Source organism: Kitasatospora sp. NPDC058162 (genome assembly GCF_042884005.1).
In the GTDB taxonomy this organism is placed as follows: domain Bacteria; phylum Actinomycetota; class Actinomycetes; order Streptomycetales; family Streptomycetaceae; genus Kitasatospora.
In genome coordinates this window covers 19,647-37,351 of record NZ_JBHVUS010000058.1, presented here as the reverse complement: position 1 = coordinate 37,351, position 17,705 = coordinate 19,647, and the positions used below count along the sequence as shown (strand labels likewise).

The following is a 17,705-nucleotide window of genomic DNA, read 5'->3' as shown; positions in this document are numbered from 1 at the left end:
TCGCCGACGCCCGCGGCATCGCCGCCGACCGGCGCTCCTGCCCCCCGCCCGCCGCGCCCGGGCGCCGCCCCCCCCCCCGGGCGCGGCGGCCGCCAACTCCTCGACGCTGCCGGACATCACGGTCCGCAGGTGCCGGGTCAGGTGCTCCACCGGCCAGTCCCACCACGCGACGGCCAGCAGCCGGGCCACCTCGTCCTCGTCGTAGCGCAGCCGGATCACCCGGGCGGGGTTGCCCCCGGCGATCGCGTAGTCCGGGATGTCGGAGGTGACGACCGACCCGGCGGCCACGACCGCGCCGTTGCCGATCCGCACCCCCGGCATCACCGTCGTCCGGTAGCCGAGCCACACGTCGTGGCCCACCACCGTGTCCCCGCGCCCCGGCAGGTCGGCCAGCAGGTCGAAGTGCTCCGCCCAGGCGCCGCCCATGATCGGGAAGGGGAAGGTCGACGGCCCGTCCATCCGGTGGTTGGCGCCGTTCATCACGAACCGCACTCCCGCCGCGAACGCGCAGAACCTGCCGATCAGCAGCCGCTCCGGCCCGTAGTGGTACAGCACGTTGCGGGTCTCGAACGCGGTCGGGTCGTCGGGGTCGTCGTAGTACGAGTACTCGCCCACCTCGATCAGCGGCGAGGTCACCAAGGGCTTGAGCAGCACCACCCGCGGCTGCTCGGGGAACGGGTGCAGCACGTCCGGATCGGGCACGACGGGAACCACGGGGGCCACCTCTTCCGAGTCGACGGGGCGTCAGGGCCGGGGTCCCGGCCCATGATCCACCACGCCCCCGCGGCCGAGGTGACGCACCCTCATGACCCGCCCGGTGTCAGCAGTGCGAGGCTGCTGCCATGGCCCTCGACCCACACCTCCGCCTCCGCCGCCGGACCACGGCAGCGGCCGCAGCCGCCCTCGCCGCCGCGCTCCTCGCGGGCTGCTCCTCCGGCGACGGCGGCGCGGGCTTCGTCACCGAGAAGGGCACCGGCATCGGACGGGCCGCCGCCGACCGGCGCCGGGACGCCCCCGAGGTCACCGGGCAGACCCTGGAGAGCGGGCCGGCGAAACTCTCCGACTACCGGGGCAGGATCGTCGTCGTCAACATCTGGGGCTCCTGGTGCGGCCCCTGCCGGCAGGAGGCGGCCTCCCTGGAACGCCTCTGGCAGACCTACCGGGGCCAGGACGTCCAGTTCCTCGGCATCAACACCCGCGACCAGGACATCGCCAACGCCCAGCGCTTCCAGCAGGAGCAGGGCCTGACCTTCCCCAGCCTCTTCGACCCGGCCGGCACCCAACTGCTGAAGTTCCCCAAGGGCACCCTGAACTCGCAGTTCATCCCGACCACCCTGGTGGTCGACCGCCGCGGCCGCCTCGCGGCGCGCGCCTTCGGCGGCCAGAGCTACGACGCCCTGGAGTCCATGATCAAGCCCGTGCTCGCCGAGCACTCCGGCTGAGCCTGACCGCGCCCGTCATCCGTAAATCGTTTGGGCGGGCGGCCCGTCGACTGCTACGGTCTGCCCAGCCGTGAGAAAAACGCGAGGAGGTGAGACCCATGAAGGCAGTTACCGGGTGGGTGCTCCCCCTTGTCGTCACGGTGGGCGATTGACGTTGGTGTCGCCCGGGAGCGCCTCAGGCAAGGCACTTCCGAAAGGCAACACCATGAATTCTCCGCATTCCGCCCCGAACACCCCTGCCGTGACGCGGGTCTCGGACACCGAGTGGCAGGCCGTCGACGACGGTCTGGCGGTCGGGCGCGCCGACGCCTCCCAGCGGCCCGACGGGCGGCTCTTCGTCAGCATCGACGCCTGGCAGGACACGGTCTTCGACCGCCTCGCCGCCGCGCTGCTCGCCGACCTGCCCGCCCCGCTGCACACCGTCGCCGACGAGGGCGACCACGACACGCTGGCCGCCTGGCGTCGGGCCGGCTTCACCACGGCGCGCCGCGAACGGGCCTACCTGGTGCCCACCGACCCGCAGGCCACCGGCCTCGGCACGGCACTGCCCCCGGAGGGCGTCACGATCCTGCCCGCCGGCCTGGCCGAGGAGGGCCCGCTGCGCGCCCTGGAGCGCGTCATCCACGACGAGGTCGAGGCCGGCGCCGGCTGGCCGGCGATACCGGCCCAGGTACTGCCCCGCCCGGCGGGCACCATCGTCGTCGACCCCACCAAGTACGCGGTGGCGTGCCAGGGCGACCGGTACGTGGGGCTGATCCGGGTGACCCCGCCCCGCCGGCCGCGGATCGGGCTGATCGCCGTGCGCGCCGAGCTGCACCGCCGGGGCATCGCCCGGGCGCTGCTGGCCCACGCGCTGGACTCGCTGCACCGCGGCGGCACCGCCACCGCCTGGGCCGAGGTGACGGAGTCCGACACGGCCGCCACCGCGCTCCTGGAGGGTGTCGGTGCCCGGCGTGCGGGCAGCACCCTGGAACTGGTCCACCGCTGACACGCGTACCGGCCGCCCCGCAACGAACGAACCACCCCGCAACGAACGAACCACCCCGACACCGAACGAAGAAGAGAGAGGTGAACACCATGACCAAGACGACGAACGGCATCGAAGTCGAAGGCACCGTCATCGAGTGCCTGCGCAACGCCAACTTCAAGGTGGAACTCCAGAACGGGCACGTCGTGCTCGCTCACATCAGCGGCAAGGTCCGCAAGAACCACATCAAGATCCTCCCGCACGACCGGGTGCTCGTGGAGCTCAGCCCCTACGACCTCACCCGCGGCCGGATCCGCTACCGCTACCGCAACTAGTGACCGGCGGCCCGGCACGCTCCCCCGTGGCGTGCCGGGCCACCGGCGGTTCTGCCGCGCGGGGCTGACGGGCCCGGCGCACCGCGGTGTTCCTCGTGGAGGAGGATGCCAGGGCGCGCGGGCGCGGTGTTGTCCCTGCGTCTCCACTTCCTTGGCAATGCGTCTACGCCCCGCCCGAACCGTCCCCGTCTCCGTTTCCGCCCCCGTTTCCGTTCCTGTCCCCGGCCCCGGCCCCGGCCTCGGCCTCGGCCAGGGTCAGAACCAGTGCCGGGTCCGGGGACAGGGCCCGGTGCCGGTGCTCGCGGGGCGAGAGCCCGTACGCGGCCCGGAAGGCGCGGCTGAAGTCGTCCGCGCGCGGGACGCCCCAGCGGGCGGCGACGGCCTGGACCGGCAGGGTGCGCAGCGCCGGGTCGGCCAGGTCGCGCCGGGCCCGCTCCAGCCGCTGCCCGCGGATCCACGCGGCCAGCGTCCGGCCGTCCTCGGAGTGCCGGGTGAAGACCCGGTGCAGGTGGCTGACGGAGACGTGGTGGGCGGCGGCGATCACCGCCGGGGTCAGGTCCGGGTCGTGGAGGTTGCGCCGGACGAAGGCGCGCACGGCCTCCGCCAGGGCCCGCTGCCGGGCGTCCTCCGGCACGGCCGCCTCGGCCTCCAGCTCCCCGGCCACCCACGCGGCCACCAGGTCGACCGCGATCGTCCCCAGCCGCGCCGCCTCGGCCGGCCCCAGGGCCGCGGCCTGCCGGTCCAGCCCCACCAGGAAGTCCGACAGCAGCGCGCAGGTGCCCTCCCGCACCGAGAACCCCCGGCCCAGCAGGTCGCGCAGCCGGTGCGGCGCCAGCGGCAGCAGCGACACCGGGAAGTCGATGCCCACGGCCTCGGTCCGCTGCTCCCGGCGGCCCTGCGCGCGGGCCCCGAGGGCCCGCACCTCGTACGGGTGCGAGCTGTCCACCAGGTAGAGGTCGCCGCGCCCGAAGGTGCGGGTGCGCTCCCGGGTGCCGCGGGTCAGCGACAGCCCGCCGTCGAGCGGCATCGTCAGGTGGTAGACCCCGGGGTCCGTGCGCCGCACCATGGCGGCGGTGCGCCGGAAGCGGGTCGGCGGGAACGAGGACCGCAGGAGGGTCACCGGGCCCAGTTCCAGGCGCCGCATCTCCGCCCGGAAGTCGTCGGCGTGCTCGCTGGTCATCTCGCTGGCCCGGGTGCGCCCGATCAGCTCCCGCCAGCAGTCGAACCGCTCCCGCGCGGGCACACCCTCGCCCTGGAACACGCTCCCCGCCCTCGCGGCCACCTCGCCGCCTCCCTTCCCGCTCCGCCTCCCGGCCGGGCCCGGCCCGGTCCGGCCGCCGCCGGACCGTCGACCGTAGCCGATCCCCGCCCGCGCCCCCGCCAGGACCCCCGCCCGGACCCCGCCCGGACCCCGCCAGGGCCCCGCTAGGGGGCCAGCAGCGCGCAGACGAAGTCCTCCTCGACCGCCCGCAGGTGCGCCAGCAGGTCCGGGCTGCCCGTCTCGTTCACCTGCGTGGTGACGGAGACGGTCAGGCTGCGCCGCCCGTCGGCGGTGCCCGCGCCGAGCTGGGTGTAGCCGGCGGTGTTGCCGGTGTGGCCGTACACCGTGCCGCAGCGGGTGGTGTACTCGAAGATCGCCAGCCCGGCGCGGTTGCTGCCGGGGCCGGCGGGTTCGGAGGCGCCGTCGACGAAGGCCCGCTGCTGGGCGCGGGTGGCGTCGGCGATCAGCGGGCCGCCCGCCCATCCGGCGGCGAAGGCGCTGAAGTCGGCGGGGGTGGAGACCAGGCCGCCCGAGGCCCAGGCGCCGGAGGCGCCGAACCGGGTGCTGACGTCCTGGGGCGGGGCGGGCGGCTGGACGTCGTAGCCGTGCAGGTAGGGCCTGGGCAGCCGGTAGCCGGAGGGCAGGCTGGTGCCGGTGAGGCCGAGCGGGCGGTAGACCTGGGAGGCCAGCAGGTCCTCGTAGCGCTGCCCGGTGGCGGCCTCGGCCATCAGGGCGACGGCGATGTTGTCGGAGTTGGAGTACTGGTAGCGGGTGCCGGGGTCGAACTCCAGGGGCCGGCCGGCGACGAAGTCCAGCAGGTGCCGGGAGTCGAAGACGTGGTGGGGGTCGGCGTTCAGCAGGTCGCCGAACGCCGGCGCCCTGCTGTAGTCGGGCAGGCCGCTGGTGTGGTTGAGCAGCTGGCGCAGCGTCACCGCGCCCCAGGCGGCGGGCAGTGCGGGCAGCCGCCGGGCGAGGGTGTCGTCGAGGCTCAGCAGTCCGCAGTCCACCAGCCGCAGGGCGACGGCGCCGCTGAACGCCTTCGCGGCGCTGGCCAGGCGCATGTGGTCCTCGGCGCGCGGCTCGCGGCGGGTGCCGACCTCAGCGGTGCCGGCCCGGATCACCCGCACCCGGTCGTCCTCGCGCAGGACGGCGATGGCGCCGGGCGGGCCGTCCGGGCGGTCGACCAGTTCCTGCAGCCGGGCCCGCAGCGCCCGGTCGCCGTCCTGGTGGCCGTCCCGGCCGGCGGCCGCGGCGCTGCCGGCGGGTGCCAGCGCGAGCGAGGCGGCGAGCAGGACGGTGACGGCGGGCAGCGGTGAGCGGCGGGGGCGCGGCGACATGGCGGATGATCCTCCGGAGGGCGATTCGGTGACCGGGCGGCCGGGGCGGCCGGGGCGGCCGGGGCGGCCGGGCGGCCGGGTGGTTCGGGGGCAAGGGATCACCGCCCGCGGAGCCGGGGAAACGGCCGGACGCCCGCCGTGACCCGCCTGGTCGATGTGACCCGCCGGGTCGATCGGCGGGGGAGGGGGCCTGACACACCGTTTTGCGAACCCTTTGCTAGCATCCGCGCACCGAGAAGTGGATCAAGGGAGCAGCGGTGGAGCAGGGGCGGATGGAGCTGGCGTTCACGCCGACGGGCGAGGACTTCCGGGAGGCCTTCGCGGCCCAGGCCCGGCACACCACCGTGGGCCGGGCGGCGCGGGTGGTCTGGTGGGTCCCGGCGGCCGTCTCGCTGCTGGGCGGCGCGCTGAAGCTGGCGGACGGCGGGGCGGGCGTGTCCGACGCGGTGGAGGCGGCCGCGCTGGTGGCGCTGGCGCTGTACGTGCCGCGGCTGCAGGCGGCCTCGGCGCACCGGCGGGTGAGCCGGCGCGGCGGGCCCCGCACCGTGGTGGTGGACGGCGGCGGGGTGAGCGTCACCGACCGCTGCGGCACCCAGACCCGGGCGTGGTCGACGCTGTCCGGCTTCGTGGAGACCGAGCACCTGTTCCTGGCGCTGACCCGCCGCGGCTCCTGCCTGCTCATCCTGGCCAAGCGCGGAACCCCGGACCCCGACGGGCTGCGCGCCCTCCTCGCCCGGCACGCGGCCCCCGTCGGCCGCCCGGCGCCCGCGGACCCGGCCCCGCAGGCCGGGGTCTGACCCCCCCGGGCCCCGAAGCGCCTGAAGCCCCGAAGCGCCTGAAGCCCCGGAGCCCTCAGCCCTGGAACGGCCCCTCGTCGACGAAGGTGCGCAGCAGCCGGGCGAAGGCCCGGGCGTCGGCCGCCGGCCAGGAGGCGAGGGAGTCCTCGATGCGGGCCGCCAGGCGCTGCCTGGTGGCCCGTACCGCGTCCTGCCCGCGGTCGGTGAGGACGAGCAGGGTCGCGCGCCGGTCGCCGGGGTCGGCCTCGCGGCGCAGCAGCCCGGCCTCCTCCAGCCGGTCGGCGCGGCGGGTCACGGTGGTGCGGTCCAGCCCGATTTCGCGGCCCAGGTCGGCGGCGCTGCACGCTCCGGTGCGGGCCAGGCCGCTGAGGACCGGGTAGGTGAGCTCGTCGACGGCCTCCCCCAGGCCGTCGGTGAGCTGGGCGTGCAGGCCGGTGCGGGTGCTGCGCCGCAGCAGCAGTCCCAGGGCCTCGGCGATCTCATGTCCCGTCGGATTCGTCACCCCTTCAGATTAGCGTGCGCTGCGCACGCTTTTCCTGTACCGTCAGATGCGTGCTTAAGGCACGCATTTTCCGTGACGGCCTTTGGAGGACCTCATGCGGCACACCGACATCACCACCGCCCTCACCGACCTGCTCCTCACCCCGGGACTCGACCTCGAGGAGGCCGTCGACCGGCACTTCGCCCCCGACTACCGCCAGCGCACCGACGGCCGCTGGGACGACCGCGGGCAGTTCCTGGCCCACATCGCCCACCTGCGCACGGTCGTGGCCGACGGCTCCGTCGAGGTCCACGAGGAGCTCGCCGACGGCCACCGCTACGCCGACCGGCACACCATGACCGTCACCAAGACCGACGGCTCCACCGTCCGCATGGAGGTCTACCTCTTCGCCGAGTTCGCCCCCGACGGCCGCTTCCGCCGGATCGAGGAGACCACCCTCCTGCTGGAGGGCGCCGAGCACGACCGCGACCTCGGCAGCGCCCGCTGACCACCCGCGGCCGTGGGGCGGGGGAGGATGTCACCCGCTCCCGCCCTACGGCTGCTCGCCCGCGCCCTCGGTGTCGATGTGCGGCAGCACCCGGTCCAGGAAGCGCGGCGTCCACCAGGCCGCCGGCCCCAGCAGCGTCATCACCGCCGGCACCAGCAGCAGCCGCACCACCGTGGCGTCCACCAGCACGCTGACCGCCAGGCCCAGGCCCATCATCTTGATCACCACGTTGTCGCTGACGATGAACGCGGCGAACACACTCACCATGATCAGCGCGGCACAGGTGATCACCCGCGCGGTGATCTCCAGCGCGTGCGCCACCGAGTCCTGGCTGCGCCCGGTGCGCAGCCAGGACTCGTGCACGCGCGAGAGCAGGAAGATCTCGTAGTCCATGCTCAGCCCGAAGACGATCGCGAACATCATCATCGGCACGTAGCTCTCGATCGGGACCTTCCCCGCGACCCCGAGCGCCGGCCCGCCCCAGCCCCACTGGAAGACCGCCACCACCACCCCGTACGAGGCCGCGATGGAGAGCAGGTTGAGCACCGCGGCCTTGACCGCGACCAGCAGGCCGCGGAAGACCGCGAGGATGATCAGGAAGGCCAGCGCGACCACCACCGCGATGATCAGGACCAGCCGGCTGGAGACGATGTCCAGGAAGTCGACCTGGGCCGCGGTGTTGCCGGTCACGTACGTCTTCGCGCCGCTGCCGGCCACCGCGTCGGGCAGCACGGTGTCCGACAGGCGGTTGACCAGGTCGGTGGTGGCCCGGTCCTGCGGGGCGCCCGCCGGGACGACGGTGGCGAACAGCACCGCGCCGTCCGGGCTGGTCTGCAGCGGGGTGGTGCTCGCCGCGCCGGGGAGGCCGGTGAGGGCCTGCTGCACGGCGCCCTGCACGCCCGCCCGGGACCCGGCCGCCACCGCGCTCTGGTCGACCACCGCGGTCAGCGGCGCGTTCGCCCCCGGGCCGAAGGCCTGGGAGATCAGGTCGTAGGCGCGCCGGTCGGTGAAGGAGTCCGGGTCCGCGCCGTCGCCGATGTGCCCCAGCTGGATGGAGAACAGCGGGATCGACAGCACCCCGAGCGCGACCACCCCGGCGACCAGGTAGCGCCACGGGTTCGCCTCCACCCGCCGGGCGTAGCGGTGCCAGCTCCCGCCGCCCTCGCCGCCGCCCCCGGCCTCGGCGATCGGACGGCGCACCGCGAAGCGGTCCATCCGGCGGCCGATCAGCCCCATCAGCGCCGGCAGCAGGGTCAGCGCGCCGAGCACCGCCGACACCACCGTGACGGCCGCGGCCGCCCCGAGCTTGGCGATGAAGGAGATGCCCGACACCGACAGCCCGGACAGCGCGATGATCACCGTGCAGCCGGAGACCAGCACCGCCCGCCCGCTGGTGGCCACCGCCTGCCCGGCCGAGGCGACCGGGTCCACCCCGTCCATCAGGTTCTGCCGGTGCCGGGTCAGCAGGAACAGCGCGTAGTCGATGCCCACCCCGATGCCGATCATCGTCGCCAGGGTCGGCGCGACGGTGGCGAAGGTGGACAGCGCCGCGACCAGCCCCAGCGCCCCGAGCCCGACCACGGCCGCGATCAGCGCCGTCAGCAGCGGCAGCCCGGCCGCGATCGCGCTGCCGAACCCCACCAGCAGCACCACCACCGCCACCGCGAAGCCGATCACCTCGCTGGAGCGGTCGTCCGCCGCCGGCCGGGCCAGCTCGCCCAGCGGCCCGCCGTACTCCACCTGCACCCCGGCCTGGCGCAGCGGCGCCACCGCGGCGTCCACCCCGCCCAGGTAGTCGTGGCCCAGCAGCGCGGGGGTGGTGTCGAAGCGGACGGTGATGTACCCGGTCAGCCCGTCGGGGGCCAGCGGCCCGCCCGGCGCGGCGCTCTGCCCGGGCGGGGGCAGCGGGCTCTGCACGGTGACCACGTGCGGCAGCGCCTGGAGCGCGGTGACGGCCTGGGCGATCTGCGGCTGGAAGCCGGCCAGCTGCTGGGCGTCGTGCAGCACCACCTGGGAGCTGGTGCCCGCGGCGCCCGGCTCGTGGGCCTGCAGCACGTCCCGGCCCTGCTGCGCCTGGGTGCCGGGCAGCGAGAAGTCGTCCGAGTAGCCGCCGCCGACCGCCCGGTTGGCGGCCTGGACGCCGGCCAGGGCGACGATCCACAGCACGACGACGACCAGCGCGTGGCGCGCGCACCACTCGCCCAGGCGCCGCAGCGCCGCGCGCCTGGCGGGCGGCGGCGCCGCGGCCGGGGGGACACGGCGGGCGGAGGGCGGCATGGACGGCTCCCGGGGGTCTCCGGCGCGGTGGTGCGCCGAACCGGCGCAGTGTTCCCCGCGGGGCGGGCGGGCCCTCGGGTACCGGCGGGTAGTCGCCCCGACGGCCCCGAGGGCCCTACCGCCTGTACGAAGGCGTGGGCCGCCGACCGGTCAGGGCCGCCCGCCCCCGCCCCCGCCGAGCAGCGGCGTGGCCACCGGCGCCGCCGCGCCGACCAGGACCACCAGCTCGTGCCCGCCCGGATTGGCCTGGAGCGGCACGGTGCGCCAGTTGTTGGCCAGCCAGACGTTGCCCGAAGGGTCGATCTGGATACCGGTGTTGCGCTCCAGCCCGTCGCTCGTGTACCCGGTGTCGGGCGGGGAGATCGGCTCCCCGGTGCGCACCCCGGGCGGGCAGGCGGACAGGTCGACCCCGCACAGCCGGGCGACGCGGTGGCCGCCGAAGTTGGCCACCCACACGGTGTCGTCCCCGTCGACGGCCACGCCCCAGGGCAGGAACAGCCCGCCGTTGGTGAAGGGCGCGGGCGCCGCCGTCCCGTCCGGACCGATCATGGTCACCGAGGTGCCCGGCCGCGGGCCGTCCTCGCCGCCGAGCGCGTCCGCCAGGTCGGCCGCGGTGGTGTCGCCGCAGGGCACCGGCAGGATGCCGCTGTTGCTCACCCAGGCGTTGCCCCGGCTGTCGGTGGCCACCGCGAGCGGCCGGCGCAGGCCCGCCCCGGTGACGGTGCGCTCCGGCGAGCCGTCGGGGCCCACCACCTGGACGCTGTCGCTGCCGTTGCCGCTCACCCACAGCCGCCCGGCCGGGTCCACGGCCGCGCCGAAGGGCTTGTGCAGCCCCGGCACGGCGATCTCCCGGGCCCGCGTCGCGTCGCCGTCCGGGATCCGCGCCACGCTGTCCGAGCCGCAGTTGGCGACCCACACCGTGCCGGAGCGGTCGGCGGCCATGCCCTGCGGCTGGACGATGCCGGCGCCGCGCCAGCCCTCGCGCGGCGACAGCGCGGTGCCGTCCGGGGCGAACTGCGAGACGCTGCGCTCCAGCGGCATCGGGTTCAGCGGGCAACCCCGGCCCTGGAAGCCGAAGTTGGCGACCCAGGCGCTGCCCTTGGCGTCGACGGTGATGCCGAAGCCGGCCCCGTACAGGCCGCCGCCCCGGTAGGGGGCGCCGGGGGCGTCCTGCCCGGTGGGGGTGAACTTGAGCACCGTGTCGGCGCCGCAGACCGGTACGGCCGGGTCCGGGCCGTAGCGGTAGTTGTTGCTGACCCAGGCGTTGCCGTCCGCGTCGAAGGCGATGTTGCCGGGCCCGTCGAGCTCGTGCCCGTTGCCGTCGTAGCGCAGCGCCACCGTCCAGGCGTCCGGGGCGGCGGGCAGCGCGGGCCGGTAGCGGTCGGCGGTGGCGGCCAGCGCGAACAGCTCGGCGGCGTTGTGGCCCGGGTCGTGGGCGATGTCCACGGCGGCCAGCAGGGTGTTGCGCGGCCGCTCGCGGCCCGGCCGGCGGGCCAGGTCCAGCAGCCGGTCGCAGGAGTCGCCGCTCACGCAGGTGGCCAGCAGGTTGGCCAGGGTGTTGAACTCGGCCAGGGTCGAGGTCAGGGCGCCGTTGGGCGCGGAGGCGAGCAGCGGGGCGATGCCGCCGGTGCCGGTGTCGGCCAGGTTGTGCGCCAGGGCGGCGCCGTTCTGCAGCCCGGGGGAGGAGCCGGCCACGCCGTCCGGGCCGGTGAAACGGGCCAGGGCGTAGGCCGCGGCCACCGTGGTCCGCTCGTTGACGACCAGTTCGGGCGGGGCCCCGGCGCCGCTGAGCACCGCGGCCAGCGTCACCGGCCCGTCCTGCGCGGGCCCGTCCGGAGTGCGCCCGTCCTGCGCGGGCCCGTCCTGTGCCGGCCCGTCCTGCGGGGCACGGGCCGACGGGCGGCCGAGGTCGGCCAGCACGTACAGCACCGCCCGCGGATCGCGCGGGCGCCGGTAGTCCAGGCTGAACCGCCCGTCCCCGCCGCTGCGCCCCCGGGCCAGCACCCGCGCCCGCCCGCCCGGGCCCTGCCCGGCCTGGTACAGCGTCACCTCCGCCCCGCCGAGCGGCGCGTCACCGCTGCGCACCACCCCGCACTGCCCGGCCTCCTCCCACCCGGCGGCCGGCGCGGCGTGCGAGGGCCCGGCGGCGAGCTGGGCCAGGAGGGCGGCGGTCAGCAGGACGCCGCGGTGTCGGCGCATGGGGACTCCGTTCGATCGCAGGACGAGAGGGAAGGGGCCGGCCCCGCCCGCGACGAAGCGCTCGGCGGGGCCGCCGCCCTCCTGCCTGCCACATCCCGGGCCGCCCGCACGCGACCGGCCGCCGGACGCGGCGGAAAATGCCCGGGACGGCCGAGCGCGCCCGCCCGCCACCGCACCCCCGCGCCCGCCCGGGACCGACTTCCCACGCGATACGGCGAGTTGGCTAGACTGCCCCGGCCCAGTGTGATCAAGAAGGGACACTGATGAGCATGGGAGGAACCTGGATGACCACGACTGATCCCGACCCGGCGGAGCCGATGGGGACGCAGATACGCCAGGACATCCCGCACAGTGCCCGGATGTACGACTACTTCCTCGGCGGCAAGGACAACTTCGCCGTCGACCGCGAAGCCGCCGAACGCGTCCTGACCGCCTTCCCCACCATGCGCACCGCCGTGCGGGCCAACCGCACCTTCATGCACCGCGCCACCCGCGCCCTGGCCCGGCGCGGCCTGCGCCAGTGGCTGGACATCGGCACCGGCATCCCCACCTCGCCCAACCTCCACGAGGTCGCCCAGGCCGTCGAACCCGGCGCCCGGATCGTCTACGCCGACAACGACCCCGTCGTGCTGGCCCACTCCCGCGCCCTGATGACCAGCACCCCCCAGGGCCGCACCGCCTACGTCCACGGCGACGTCCGCGACCCCGCCTCGATCCTGACCACCCCCCAGGTCGCCCAGACCCTCGACCTGACCCGGCCGGTGGTCCTGTCGATGGTCGCCCTGCTCCACTTCGTCCCGGACCTCGACGACGCCCACGCCATCGTCAAGCGCCTCCTGGACCCCCTGCCGGCCGGCTCCGCCCTGGTCCTCTCCCACGCCACCGCCGAACTCGACCCGCCCGGCGCCTCCAAGGTCGAGGAGATCTACAACCAGGCCGGCACCTCCCTGCGGCTGCGCCCCGCGGCCGAGTTCGCGACCTTCTTCGAGGGCCTGGACCTCCTCGACCCGGGCATCGTCCCCGCCCACCGCTGGCACCCCGACGGCACCGACGAGGCCGACCTGCTGCTGGCCGGCGTCACCGACGCCCAGGTCTCCTTCTACGCCGGCGTCGCCCTCAAGCCCTGACCCGGCGACAGGCGAGCGCACACGGGGAGGGGCCCGCGGTCCGACCGCGGGCCCCTCCCCGTGCGCTGTCCGGGAGCCCTCCGCTTCGTCAACACCCCGGCCGGCGCCGCCTCCCGTCCGGGTGACGCCGGGCCGGTTCCCGCCCCGGGCCCGTCCCCGGTCCGCTCTGCTGGGAGCGCCCGCACCGCCCGAGCCCCGCCCCCGGAGGAGCCCCGTGACCTCGCCCTGCGACCCCCAGTACGCTCCCGCCGGCGACGTGAGCGCGGCGCTCATGGTCATCGACTCCCGGCTCAAGGCCCTCTACGACGGCCGCACCGGCACCGACCCCGAACACCGCGAGATGGTCGACCACCTCGCCGCGTCCCTGGGCCCGGAGGGGTTCGCCGCCCTGCTGGAAGGCGCCTGCACCCTCATCTACCTGTACATGAACTGGCTGCGCAAGGCCTGCGAGGACCAGGGCAAGGACGTCATCGAGTACGTGCTCCCCAGCCTCGTGGCCACCATGCGCATGATGCCCAGGACCTTCCGCCCCGAGGTCGTCCCCACCATGGCCGGCCTGCTCGTCGCCGCCGGCAGCGGCCTGAGCCCCAACCTGTGGCGCGCCCAGTACGGCCCCTGGACCGACGCCGAGATGAACCCCCTGGAAGCCACCGCCACCCTGCTCGCCGAGTACGTCAACCGGATCTGCGGCGACGACCAGGACTTCGCCACCCGCCTGATCACCGACGCCCTCTCCCGGGCCGACGACGACGAGGACGAGGACGACGACGAGTGACCCCCGCTCAGCCCGCGCCCCCGCCGGCCGCCCGGTAGGCCGCCACGGCGGCCGGCAGGACGGCTTCGACCCCGAACCTCGGCTTGTCATCGACGATCTGCTCCATCGTCATGATCACATCGCCCTCCCGGACGAACGCCTTCTCGGTGATCCACACCGTCGACTTGCCGACGAAGGTCGAGGTCTCCCGCAGCACCACACTGTCGTCCGCCGGCACGCCCGCGCCCTTCGTGGACAGGGCGTTCCGCGCCGAGTCCCCGTTGGGGAAGTCCTCGGTGTAGGCGGGGCAGCGCTGCGCCGCGTCGCGGACGGCGGCCATGGCCTCGGCCGCCTGGCCCGGCCCGTACCGGTCGAGCGACTCCTGGCCGAACCAGCCGTTGTCGTCCGGGTTTTCGGGGTCGGCGGGCGGTTGCTCCAGGCCGACCGACGCCTCCTCCAGGGGGCGGGTATGCCGCTGCAGGAGGCGGGACACCGTCAGTTCCGTGCACGGCATCGACGCGATCGGGGCACCGGGAGCGGAGGTCCTGGAGGCGTCGGACGCCAGCAGCTGGAAGCCGGCCGGGAGCCGGGCGGCCGTGACCAGACGGTCGGTCAACCGCGGCGGCGCGGACGCCGCCGCGGCCGGGGCCCCGCCCGCCGCACCCGCACCGGACGCCCCGCCGGAACACCCCGCCAGACCCAGCCCCACCGCGACCCCCGCCACCAGCGCGACAGCACGCACGCGCACCGGACACCCCCCCTTGCAGTCCATGATCGCGCGCATCCTCCCACACCCCGGTACGGCCCCGAACCGTCGCCCCGCGCCCGCCCGCCGGCGCCCGGACACCCGCCCCGCCCGCCCCGGAACACCGCCCCGGAACACGGCCCCGCCCGGGGGCGTTCCGGCCGACATGGAACCAGTCCCCGCACGCCCGCGACACCCCAGCGAGCTGGACCTGCGCAAACTGCGGCTCCTGACGGAGCTGGAACAGTGCGGCACGGTCAGCGCGGTCGCCGCCGCCCTGCACCTGACCCCCTCCGCGATATCCCAGCAACTCGCCGCCCTGAGCAAGGACTTGGGAGTGCGCCTGACCGAACCGGCCGGGCGCCGGCTGCGCCTGACCGCCGAGGCCCGGCTGCTCCGGGATCCGTCTTCCTCTGGTTGACTTCCTCTCCGGGCTAAGGCGCGGGGATTCCGGCCGCGCGTGCCGCGCGGGGGCTTCGCCCCGTGCGCGTGCGCCTCGCCGGTGGTTGGCGCTTCACAGACCGGGCAACCCCGAGGTCTCCACGCCCTGACACCGCATGCCCTGCGGCGTTGAGGATGTTCTTTGCGGCGTTCACGTCGGCGTGGTCCTGATACCCGCAGGCGGTGCACTCGAAGACCGCTTGACTCTCACGGTTCTTCGGGTCCGCATGCTTGCAGGCGTGGCAGGTCTGCGACGTGTACGCGGGATCGACCAGGACGATTGTCGTCCCGGTGGTGCGCGCCGCGTTGCGGAGCGCGAGTTCGAGCAGGTGCCATCCCTTGTCCAGGATGGCCCGGTTCAGTCCGGCCTTGGCGCGAACGTTGCGGCCGGGCTGTTCGACAGTTCCCGCCGCCGAGGCGGTCATGTTCCTGGTGCGGAGGTCTTCCAGCACCACCACCGCATTACGGGTGGCCAGTGTGTTGGCGGTCTGCGCACAGAAGTCGGCGCGGCGGTTACGGACACGGCCGATGATGGCGTTGATCTTCGCCAGCACCGAGCGGCGGCGGTTGCTGCCGCGCTCGCAGCGGGAGAGCTGCTGTTGCAGGCGGCGCAGCCGCTTCGCCTCGCCCATGCTGATGTACTCGCGGTCGTGGAAGTGGCCGCCGCTGGTGGTCGCGGCGACCTTGACGCCCCGGTCCACGCCTACGGCGGTGTTCGGCATCGCGTGCCGCTGCGGCGTCTGCCGGCCGTCCTCGACCAGGAACGAGACGAACCACTGACGTCCCTGCCGGGCGACCGTCGCCGAGCGGACTTCGCCGCCGATCGGCCGGGACCAGCGGAACCGGACCCATCCCAGCTCCGGCAGTTTCGCCCGTCCCCACTTGCGGCCGATCCGCTCGACCGTGATCAGGTTCCCGGCGGGGAATCGGAACGACGGCGACCAGCGGGCCTTGGAGCGCCACCGGACCCGATGCGTCCCGTGCTCACGGCATGCCCGGTCCAGATCTCGCAGGGTCTGCTGCAACACGTGCGACGGCGCGTCCTTCAGCCATGGGAACTCCCGCTTGGCGTCGGCCAGCTCAGCGGCCTGCGGAACGTAGTTCATCCACGCCCCGCGACGCCGGTACTCCCGGCGCTGCTCGAGGGCGGTGTTCCACACCGAACGGCAGATGTCGCCGAACGTCTCGCACAACTCGGCCTGCTTCGCGTCGAGTTCGAGCCGGTACCTGCGGCCGGACAGCATGGGAACACCCCCCATCGGTTGCGGCGATCAACATAGTGCACAGCACTGACAACGCAACGACCCGCGCCACCTCGCGGCTCCGGGCCAAGGATGAGCCAATCCCCGGCTGAGGCAGGGGGGCTGCGCTCAGGAGTTCAGATCACCGCGACGGCGACGGGTTCGCGCCCATGGATATGGTCTTCGCCCGCCTCGCCCTGGTCGTCCTCGGCGTCGTGTGCACCGGCTTCGCCGTCCTGCTCAACACCGTCATCATCACCAAGGACGGCCCCGCCGCCTCCGCCACCGTCGTCTACCTGATGACCGTCGTCTCCGTCGTCCTGGGCGGCCTCGTCCTGGGCGAGCCGCTGGGCGGGAGCGTCATCGCCGGCACCGCCGCGGTCCTGGGCGCCACCGTCCTGCTGCGCCGCAAACCCGCCCCCGCGGCCCCCGCGGCCGTCCCGGCTCCCGTCCCCGCCGCCGTCCCCGCCCGGGCCCGACGGAATGTCAGTGCCCGCCCCTAGAGTGGAGACATCGCTGGAGGAGACGCCGAAAGGCGCCGCGGGAAAACCCGCGAAATGACTCCGGAAAAGCATCGCAAGCGCGCCGGAAAAGGGGATAGCCATGTCCACGAACAGGATCAAGCACAAGGTCAACCACGTCTCCCTCGTGGTCGACAAGTCCGGCTCGATGCACCAGCACCAGACCCAACTCGTCCGCGTGGTCGACGAGTTCGTCAAGGGCCTCCAGGAGGAGTCCGACCGCCTCGGCCACGAGACCCGGATCAGCCTCTACGCCTTCGACCACGAAGTGCAGAACCTGGTCTGGGACATGGACGTCAAGCACCTGCCCTCCCTGCGCGGCCTCTACCGGGTCGACAACGGCGCCACCGCCCTGATCGAGGCCGCCGTGAAGTCCGTCGACGACCTCAAGAACATCTGGGAGGGCTACGGCGAGCACTCCTTCCTCCAGGTCGTCGTCACCGACGGCGAGGAGAACGCCTCCGGCTGCTCCCAGAGCGGCCAGATGCACACCCGCATGAACGGCGGCAAGGGCGCCGAGGTCCTGCGCTCCTGGCTCGACCGCATCCAGGGCGCCATGGACGAGCTCCCCGACCACTGGACCTCCGCCATCCTGGTCCCCAACTCCCTGGCCAAGCGCACCGCCCAGGAGTACGGCTTCCCGGCCGGCAACATCGCCATCTGGGACGCCGACTCCAGCAAGGGCGTCGAGGAGGCCATCGGCACCGTCAAGTCCGCCGCCACCAGCTTCCTGCGCGGGCGCGAACAGGGCGTGCGCGGCACCAAGAACCTCTTCGCCATGGGCCAGGACCTCAGCACCGCCGACGTCAAGGCCGAACTCGACGCCCTGGACGCCGGCAAGTACATCCTCGTCCCCGTCGACGAGGCGAGCCCCATCCGCGACTTCGTCACCAGCGCCGGCCACCCGTACAAGACCGGCTGCGCCTTCTACGAGCTCTCCAAGCGCGAGAAGATCCAGGGCAACAAGCAGCTCGCCGTCGCCGAGAAGGACCCGGCCACCGGCCGTATGACCGGCCGCGTCTTCTCCGGCCCCGCCGCCCGCCGACTCCTCGGCCTGCCCGCCGCGGAGGCCGTCGTCAAGCCCGGCGAGAACCCGTCCTACACGGTCTTCGTCCAGTCCACCTCCGTCAACCGCAAGCTCGTCCCGGGCACCAAGCTCCTCGTCCTCCTCTGACCGACACCCCGCGTCGCACGGCCATCCGTACGTTGATCAGATTGTCGCTTGCATGGGCTAGCCTGCCCCCGGCGCCGCAATACGCGGCGTCAGAGGGG

General features: G+C 74.4%; 17 protein-coding genes and 1 pseudogene. 10 read left to right on the top strand and 8 right to left on the bottom strand.

What is annotated here, in order from left to right; genetic code table 11:
- Positions 1 to 78 precede the first annotated feature (78 nt).
- Positions 79 to 714: pseudogene (locus ACFVXG_RS44410) on the bottom strand (CatB-related O-acetyltransferase); the annotation flags it as partial.
- Between the two features lie 128 nt (positions 715 to 842).
- On the opposite strand from ACFVXG_RS44410, the gene ACFVXG_RS44405 reads away from it, so the two are divergent.
- The 3 genes from ACFVXG_RS44405 to infA all read left to right on the top strand — a co-directional run bounded on the left by ACFVXG_RS44405 (position 843) and on the right by infA (position 2,744).
- Entirely contained in the window at positions 843 to 1,442 is a 600-nt protein-coding gene (locus ACFVXG_RS44405; RefSeq protein ID WP_387936216.1) for a TlpA family protein disulfide reductase, read from the top strand.
- Positions 1,443 to 1,647: 205 nt separating this feature from the next.
- Positions 1,648 to 2,430 (top strand): GNAT family N-acetyltransferase, encoded by a 783-nt coding sequence (locus tag ACFVXG_RS44400; RefSeq protein ID WP_387936215.1) that lies wholly within the window; start codon positions 1,648 to 1,650, stop codon positions 2,428 to 2,430.
- Between the two features lie 89 nt (positions 2,431 to 2,519).
- Positions 2,520 to 2,744: a translation initiation factor IF-1 gene (gene infA / locus ACFVXG_RS44395; protein ID WP_188306513.1), complete on the top strand. Its 225-nt coding sequence runs from the start codon at positions 2,520 to 2,522 to the stop codon at positions 2,742 to 2,744.
- A 163-nt stretch (positions 2,745 to 2,907) separates the two neighbouring features.
- Here the strand turns inward: infA and ACFVXG_RS44390 are convergent, their stop codons facing one another.
- Together ACFVXG_RS44390 and ACFVXG_RS44385 are read right to left on the bottom strand one after the other, a co-directional pair.
- The gene (locus tag ACFVXG_RS44390) at positions 2,908 to 4,026 is read right to left on the bottom strand and encodes an AraC family transcriptional regulator (RefSeq protein ID WP_387936214.1); all 1,119 of its coding nucleotides are present in this window, start codon (positions 4,024 to 4,026) and stop codon (positions 2,908 to 2,910) included.
- Between the two features lie 143 nt (positions 4,027 to 4,169).
- A complete protein-coding gene (locus ACFVXG_RS44385) occupies positions 4,170 to 5,342 on the bottom strand; it encodes a serine hydrolase domain-containing protein (protein ID WP_387936213.1) in 1,173 nt (390 codons plus the stop codon).
- A gap of 272 nt (positions 5,343 to 5,614) precedes the next feature.
- Between ACFVXG_RS44385 and ACFVXG_RS44380 the strand changes: the two genes are divergently transcribed.
- Entirely contained in the window at positions 5,615 to 6,139 is a 525-nt protein-coding gene (locus ACFVXG_RS44380; RefSeq protein ID WP_387936212.1) for a hypothetical protein, read from the top strand.
- Positions 6,140 to 6,194: 55 nt separating this feature from the next.
- Here the strand turns inward: ACFVXG_RS44380 and ACFVXG_RS44375 are convergent, their stop codons facing one another.
- Positions 6,195 to 6,641: a MarR family winged helix-turn-helix transcriptional regulator gene (locus ACFVXG_RS44375; RefSeq protein ID WP_387936211.1), complete on the bottom strand. Its 447-nt coding sequence runs from the start codon at positions 6,639 to 6,641 to the stop codon at positions 6,195 to 6,197.
- Between the two features lie 94 nt (positions 6,642 to 6,735).
- Here ACFVXG_RS44375 and ACFVXG_RS44370 point away from each other — a divergent pair, with 94 nt between their 5' ends.
- Complete coding sequence (locus tag ACFVXG_RS44370) at positions 6,736 to 7,128, top strand: nuclear transport factor 2 family protein (RefSeq protein ID WP_387936210.1); 393 nt, start codon at positions 6,736 to 6,738, stop codon at positions 7,126 to 7,128.
- Between the two features lie 45 nt (positions 7,129 to 7,173).
- On the opposite strand, the gene ACFVXG_RS44365 is transcribed toward ACFVXG_RS44370, so the two are convergent.
- Positions 7,174 to 9,405 (bottom strand): MMPL family transporter, encoded by a 2,232-nt coding sequence (locus ACFVXG_RS44365; RefSeq protein ID WP_387936209.1) that lies wholly within the window; start codon positions 9,403 to 9,405, stop codon positions 7,174 to 7,176.
- A gap of 150 nt (positions 9,406 to 9,555) precedes the next feature.
- Complete coding sequence (locus tag ACFVXG_RS44360; protein WP_387936208.1) at positions 9,556 to 11,604, bottom strand: NHL repeat-containing protein; 2,049 nt, start codon at positions 11,602 to 11,604, stop codon at positions 9,556 to 9,558.
- A gap of 284 nt (positions 11,605 to 11,888) precedes the next feature.
- Here ACFVXG_RS44360 and ACFVXG_RS44355 point away from each other — a divergent pair, with 284 nt between their 5' ends.
- Both ACFVXG_RS44355 and ACFVXG_RS44350 read left to right on the top strand, forming a co-directional pair.
- Positions 11,889 to 12,731, top strand: coding sequence for an SAM-dependent methyltransferase (locus ACFVXG_RS44355; protein ID WP_387936207.1), 843 nt, complete (start codon positions 11,889 to 11,891; stop codon positions 12,729 to 12,731).
- 214 nt (positions 12,732 to 12,945) lie between these two features.
- Complete coding sequence (locus tag ACFVXG_RS44350) at positions 12,946 to 13,506, top strand: hypothetical protein (RefSeq protein WP_387936206.1); 561 nt, start codon at positions 12,946 to 12,948, stop codon at positions 13,504 to 13,506.
- 7 nt (positions 13,507 to 13,513) lie between these two features.
- Here ACFVXG_RS44350 and ACFVXG_RS44345 read toward each other — a convergent pair whose 3' ends face one another.
- Positions 13,514 to 14,233, bottom strand: coding sequence for a hypothetical protein (locus ACFVXG_RS44345; RefSeq protein WP_387936205.1), 720 nt, complete (start codon positions 14,231 to 14,233; stop codon positions 13,514 to 13,516).
- Between the two features lie 163 nt (positions 14,234 to 14,396).
- Between ACFVXG_RS44345 and ACFVXG_RS44340 the strand changes: the two genes are divergently transcribed.
- A complete protein-coding gene (locus tag ACFVXG_RS44340; RefSeq protein WP_387936204.1) occupies positions 14,397 to 14,651 on the top strand; it encodes a LysR family transcriptional regulator in 255 nt (84 codons plus the stop codon).
- A 13-nt stretch (positions 14,652 to 14,664) separates the two neighbouring features.
- Here the strand turns inward: ACFVXG_RS44340 and ACFVXG_RS44335 are convergent, their stop codons facing one another.
- The gene (locus tag ACFVXG_RS44335) at positions 14,665 to 15,915 is read right to left on the bottom strand and encodes an RNA-guided endonuclease InsQ/TnpB family protein (RefSeq protein WP_387936203.1); all 1,251 of its coding nucleotides are present in this window, start codon (positions 15,913 to 15,915) and stop codon (positions 14,665 to 14,667) included.
- Positions 15,916 to 16,082: 167 nt separating this feature from the next.
- Between ACFVXG_RS44335 and ACFVXG_RS44330 the strand changes: the two genes are divergently transcribed.
- Both ACFVXG_RS44330 and ACFVXG_RS44325 read left to right on the top strand, forming a co-directional pair.
- On the top strand, positions 16,083 to 16,415 hold the full coding sequence (locus ACFVXG_RS44330; RefSeq protein ID WP_387936202.1) for a hypothetical protein: 333 nt from the start codon (positions 16,083 to 16,085) through the stop codon (positions 16,413 to 16,415).
- 100 nt (positions 16,416 to 16,515) lie between these two features.
- Positions 16,516 to 17,607: a VWA domain-containing protein gene (locus tag ACFVXG_RS44325; protein ID WP_387936201.1), complete on the top strand. Its 1,092-nt coding sequence runs from the start codon at positions 16,516 to 16,518 to the stop codon at positions 17,605 to 17,607.
- Positions 17,608 to 17,705: the final 98 nt, after the last annotated feature.

Coding starts and splice junctions, on each gene's coding strand:
- ACFVXG_RS44330 (WP_387936202.1), top strand. CDS start 16,083: ATGGATATGGTCTTCGCCCGCCTCGCCCTGGTCGTCCTCGGCGTCGTG.
- ACFVXG_RS44360 (WP_387936208.1), bottom strand. CDS start 11,604: ATGCGCCGACACCGCGGCGTCCTGCTGACCGCCGCCCTCCTGGCCCAG.
- ACFVXG_RS44355 (WP_387936207.1), top strand. CDS start 11,889: ATGACCACGACTGATCCCGACCCGGCGGAGCCGATGGGGACGCAGATA.
- ACFVXG_RS44400 (WP_387936215.1), top strand. CDS start 1,648: ATGAATTCTCCGCATTCCGCCCCGAACACCCCTGCCGTGACGCGGGTC.
- ACFVXG_RS44385 (WP_387936213.1), bottom strand. CDS start 5,342: ATGTCGCCGCGCCCCCGCCGCTCACCGCTGCCCGCCGTCACCGTCCTG.
- ACFVXG_RS44340 (WP_387936204.1), top strand. CDS start 14,397: ATGGAACCAGTCCCCGCACGCCCGCGACACCCCAGCGAGCTGGACCTG.
- ACFVXG_RS44405 (WP_387936216.1), top strand. CDS start 843: ATGGCCCTCGACCCACACCTCCGCCTCCGCCGCCGGACCACGGCAGCG.
- ACFVXG_RS44335 (WP_387936203.1), bottom strand. CDS start 15,915: ATGCTGTCCGGCCGCAGGTACCGGCTCGAACTCGACGCGAAGCAGGCC.
- ACFVXG_RS44380 (WP_387936212.1), top strand. CDS start 5,615: ATGGAGCTGGCGTTCACGCCGACGGGCGAGGACTTCCGGGAGGCCTTC.
- ACFVXG_RS44370 (WP_387936210.1), top strand. CDS start 6,736: ATGCGGCACACCGACATCACCACCGCCCTCACCGACCTGCTCCTCACC.
- ACFVXG_RS44365 (WP_387936209.1), bottom strand. CDS start 9,405: ATGCCGCCCTCCGCCCGCCGTGTCCCCCCGGCCGCGGCGCCGCCGCCC.
- infA (WP_188306513.1), top strand. CDS start 2,520: ATGACCAAGACGACGAACGGCATCGAAGTCGAAGGCACCGTCATCGAG.
- ACFVXG_RS44325 (WP_387936201.1), top strand. CDS start 16,516: ATGTCCACGAACAGGATCAAGCACAAGGTCAACCACGTCTCCCTCGTG.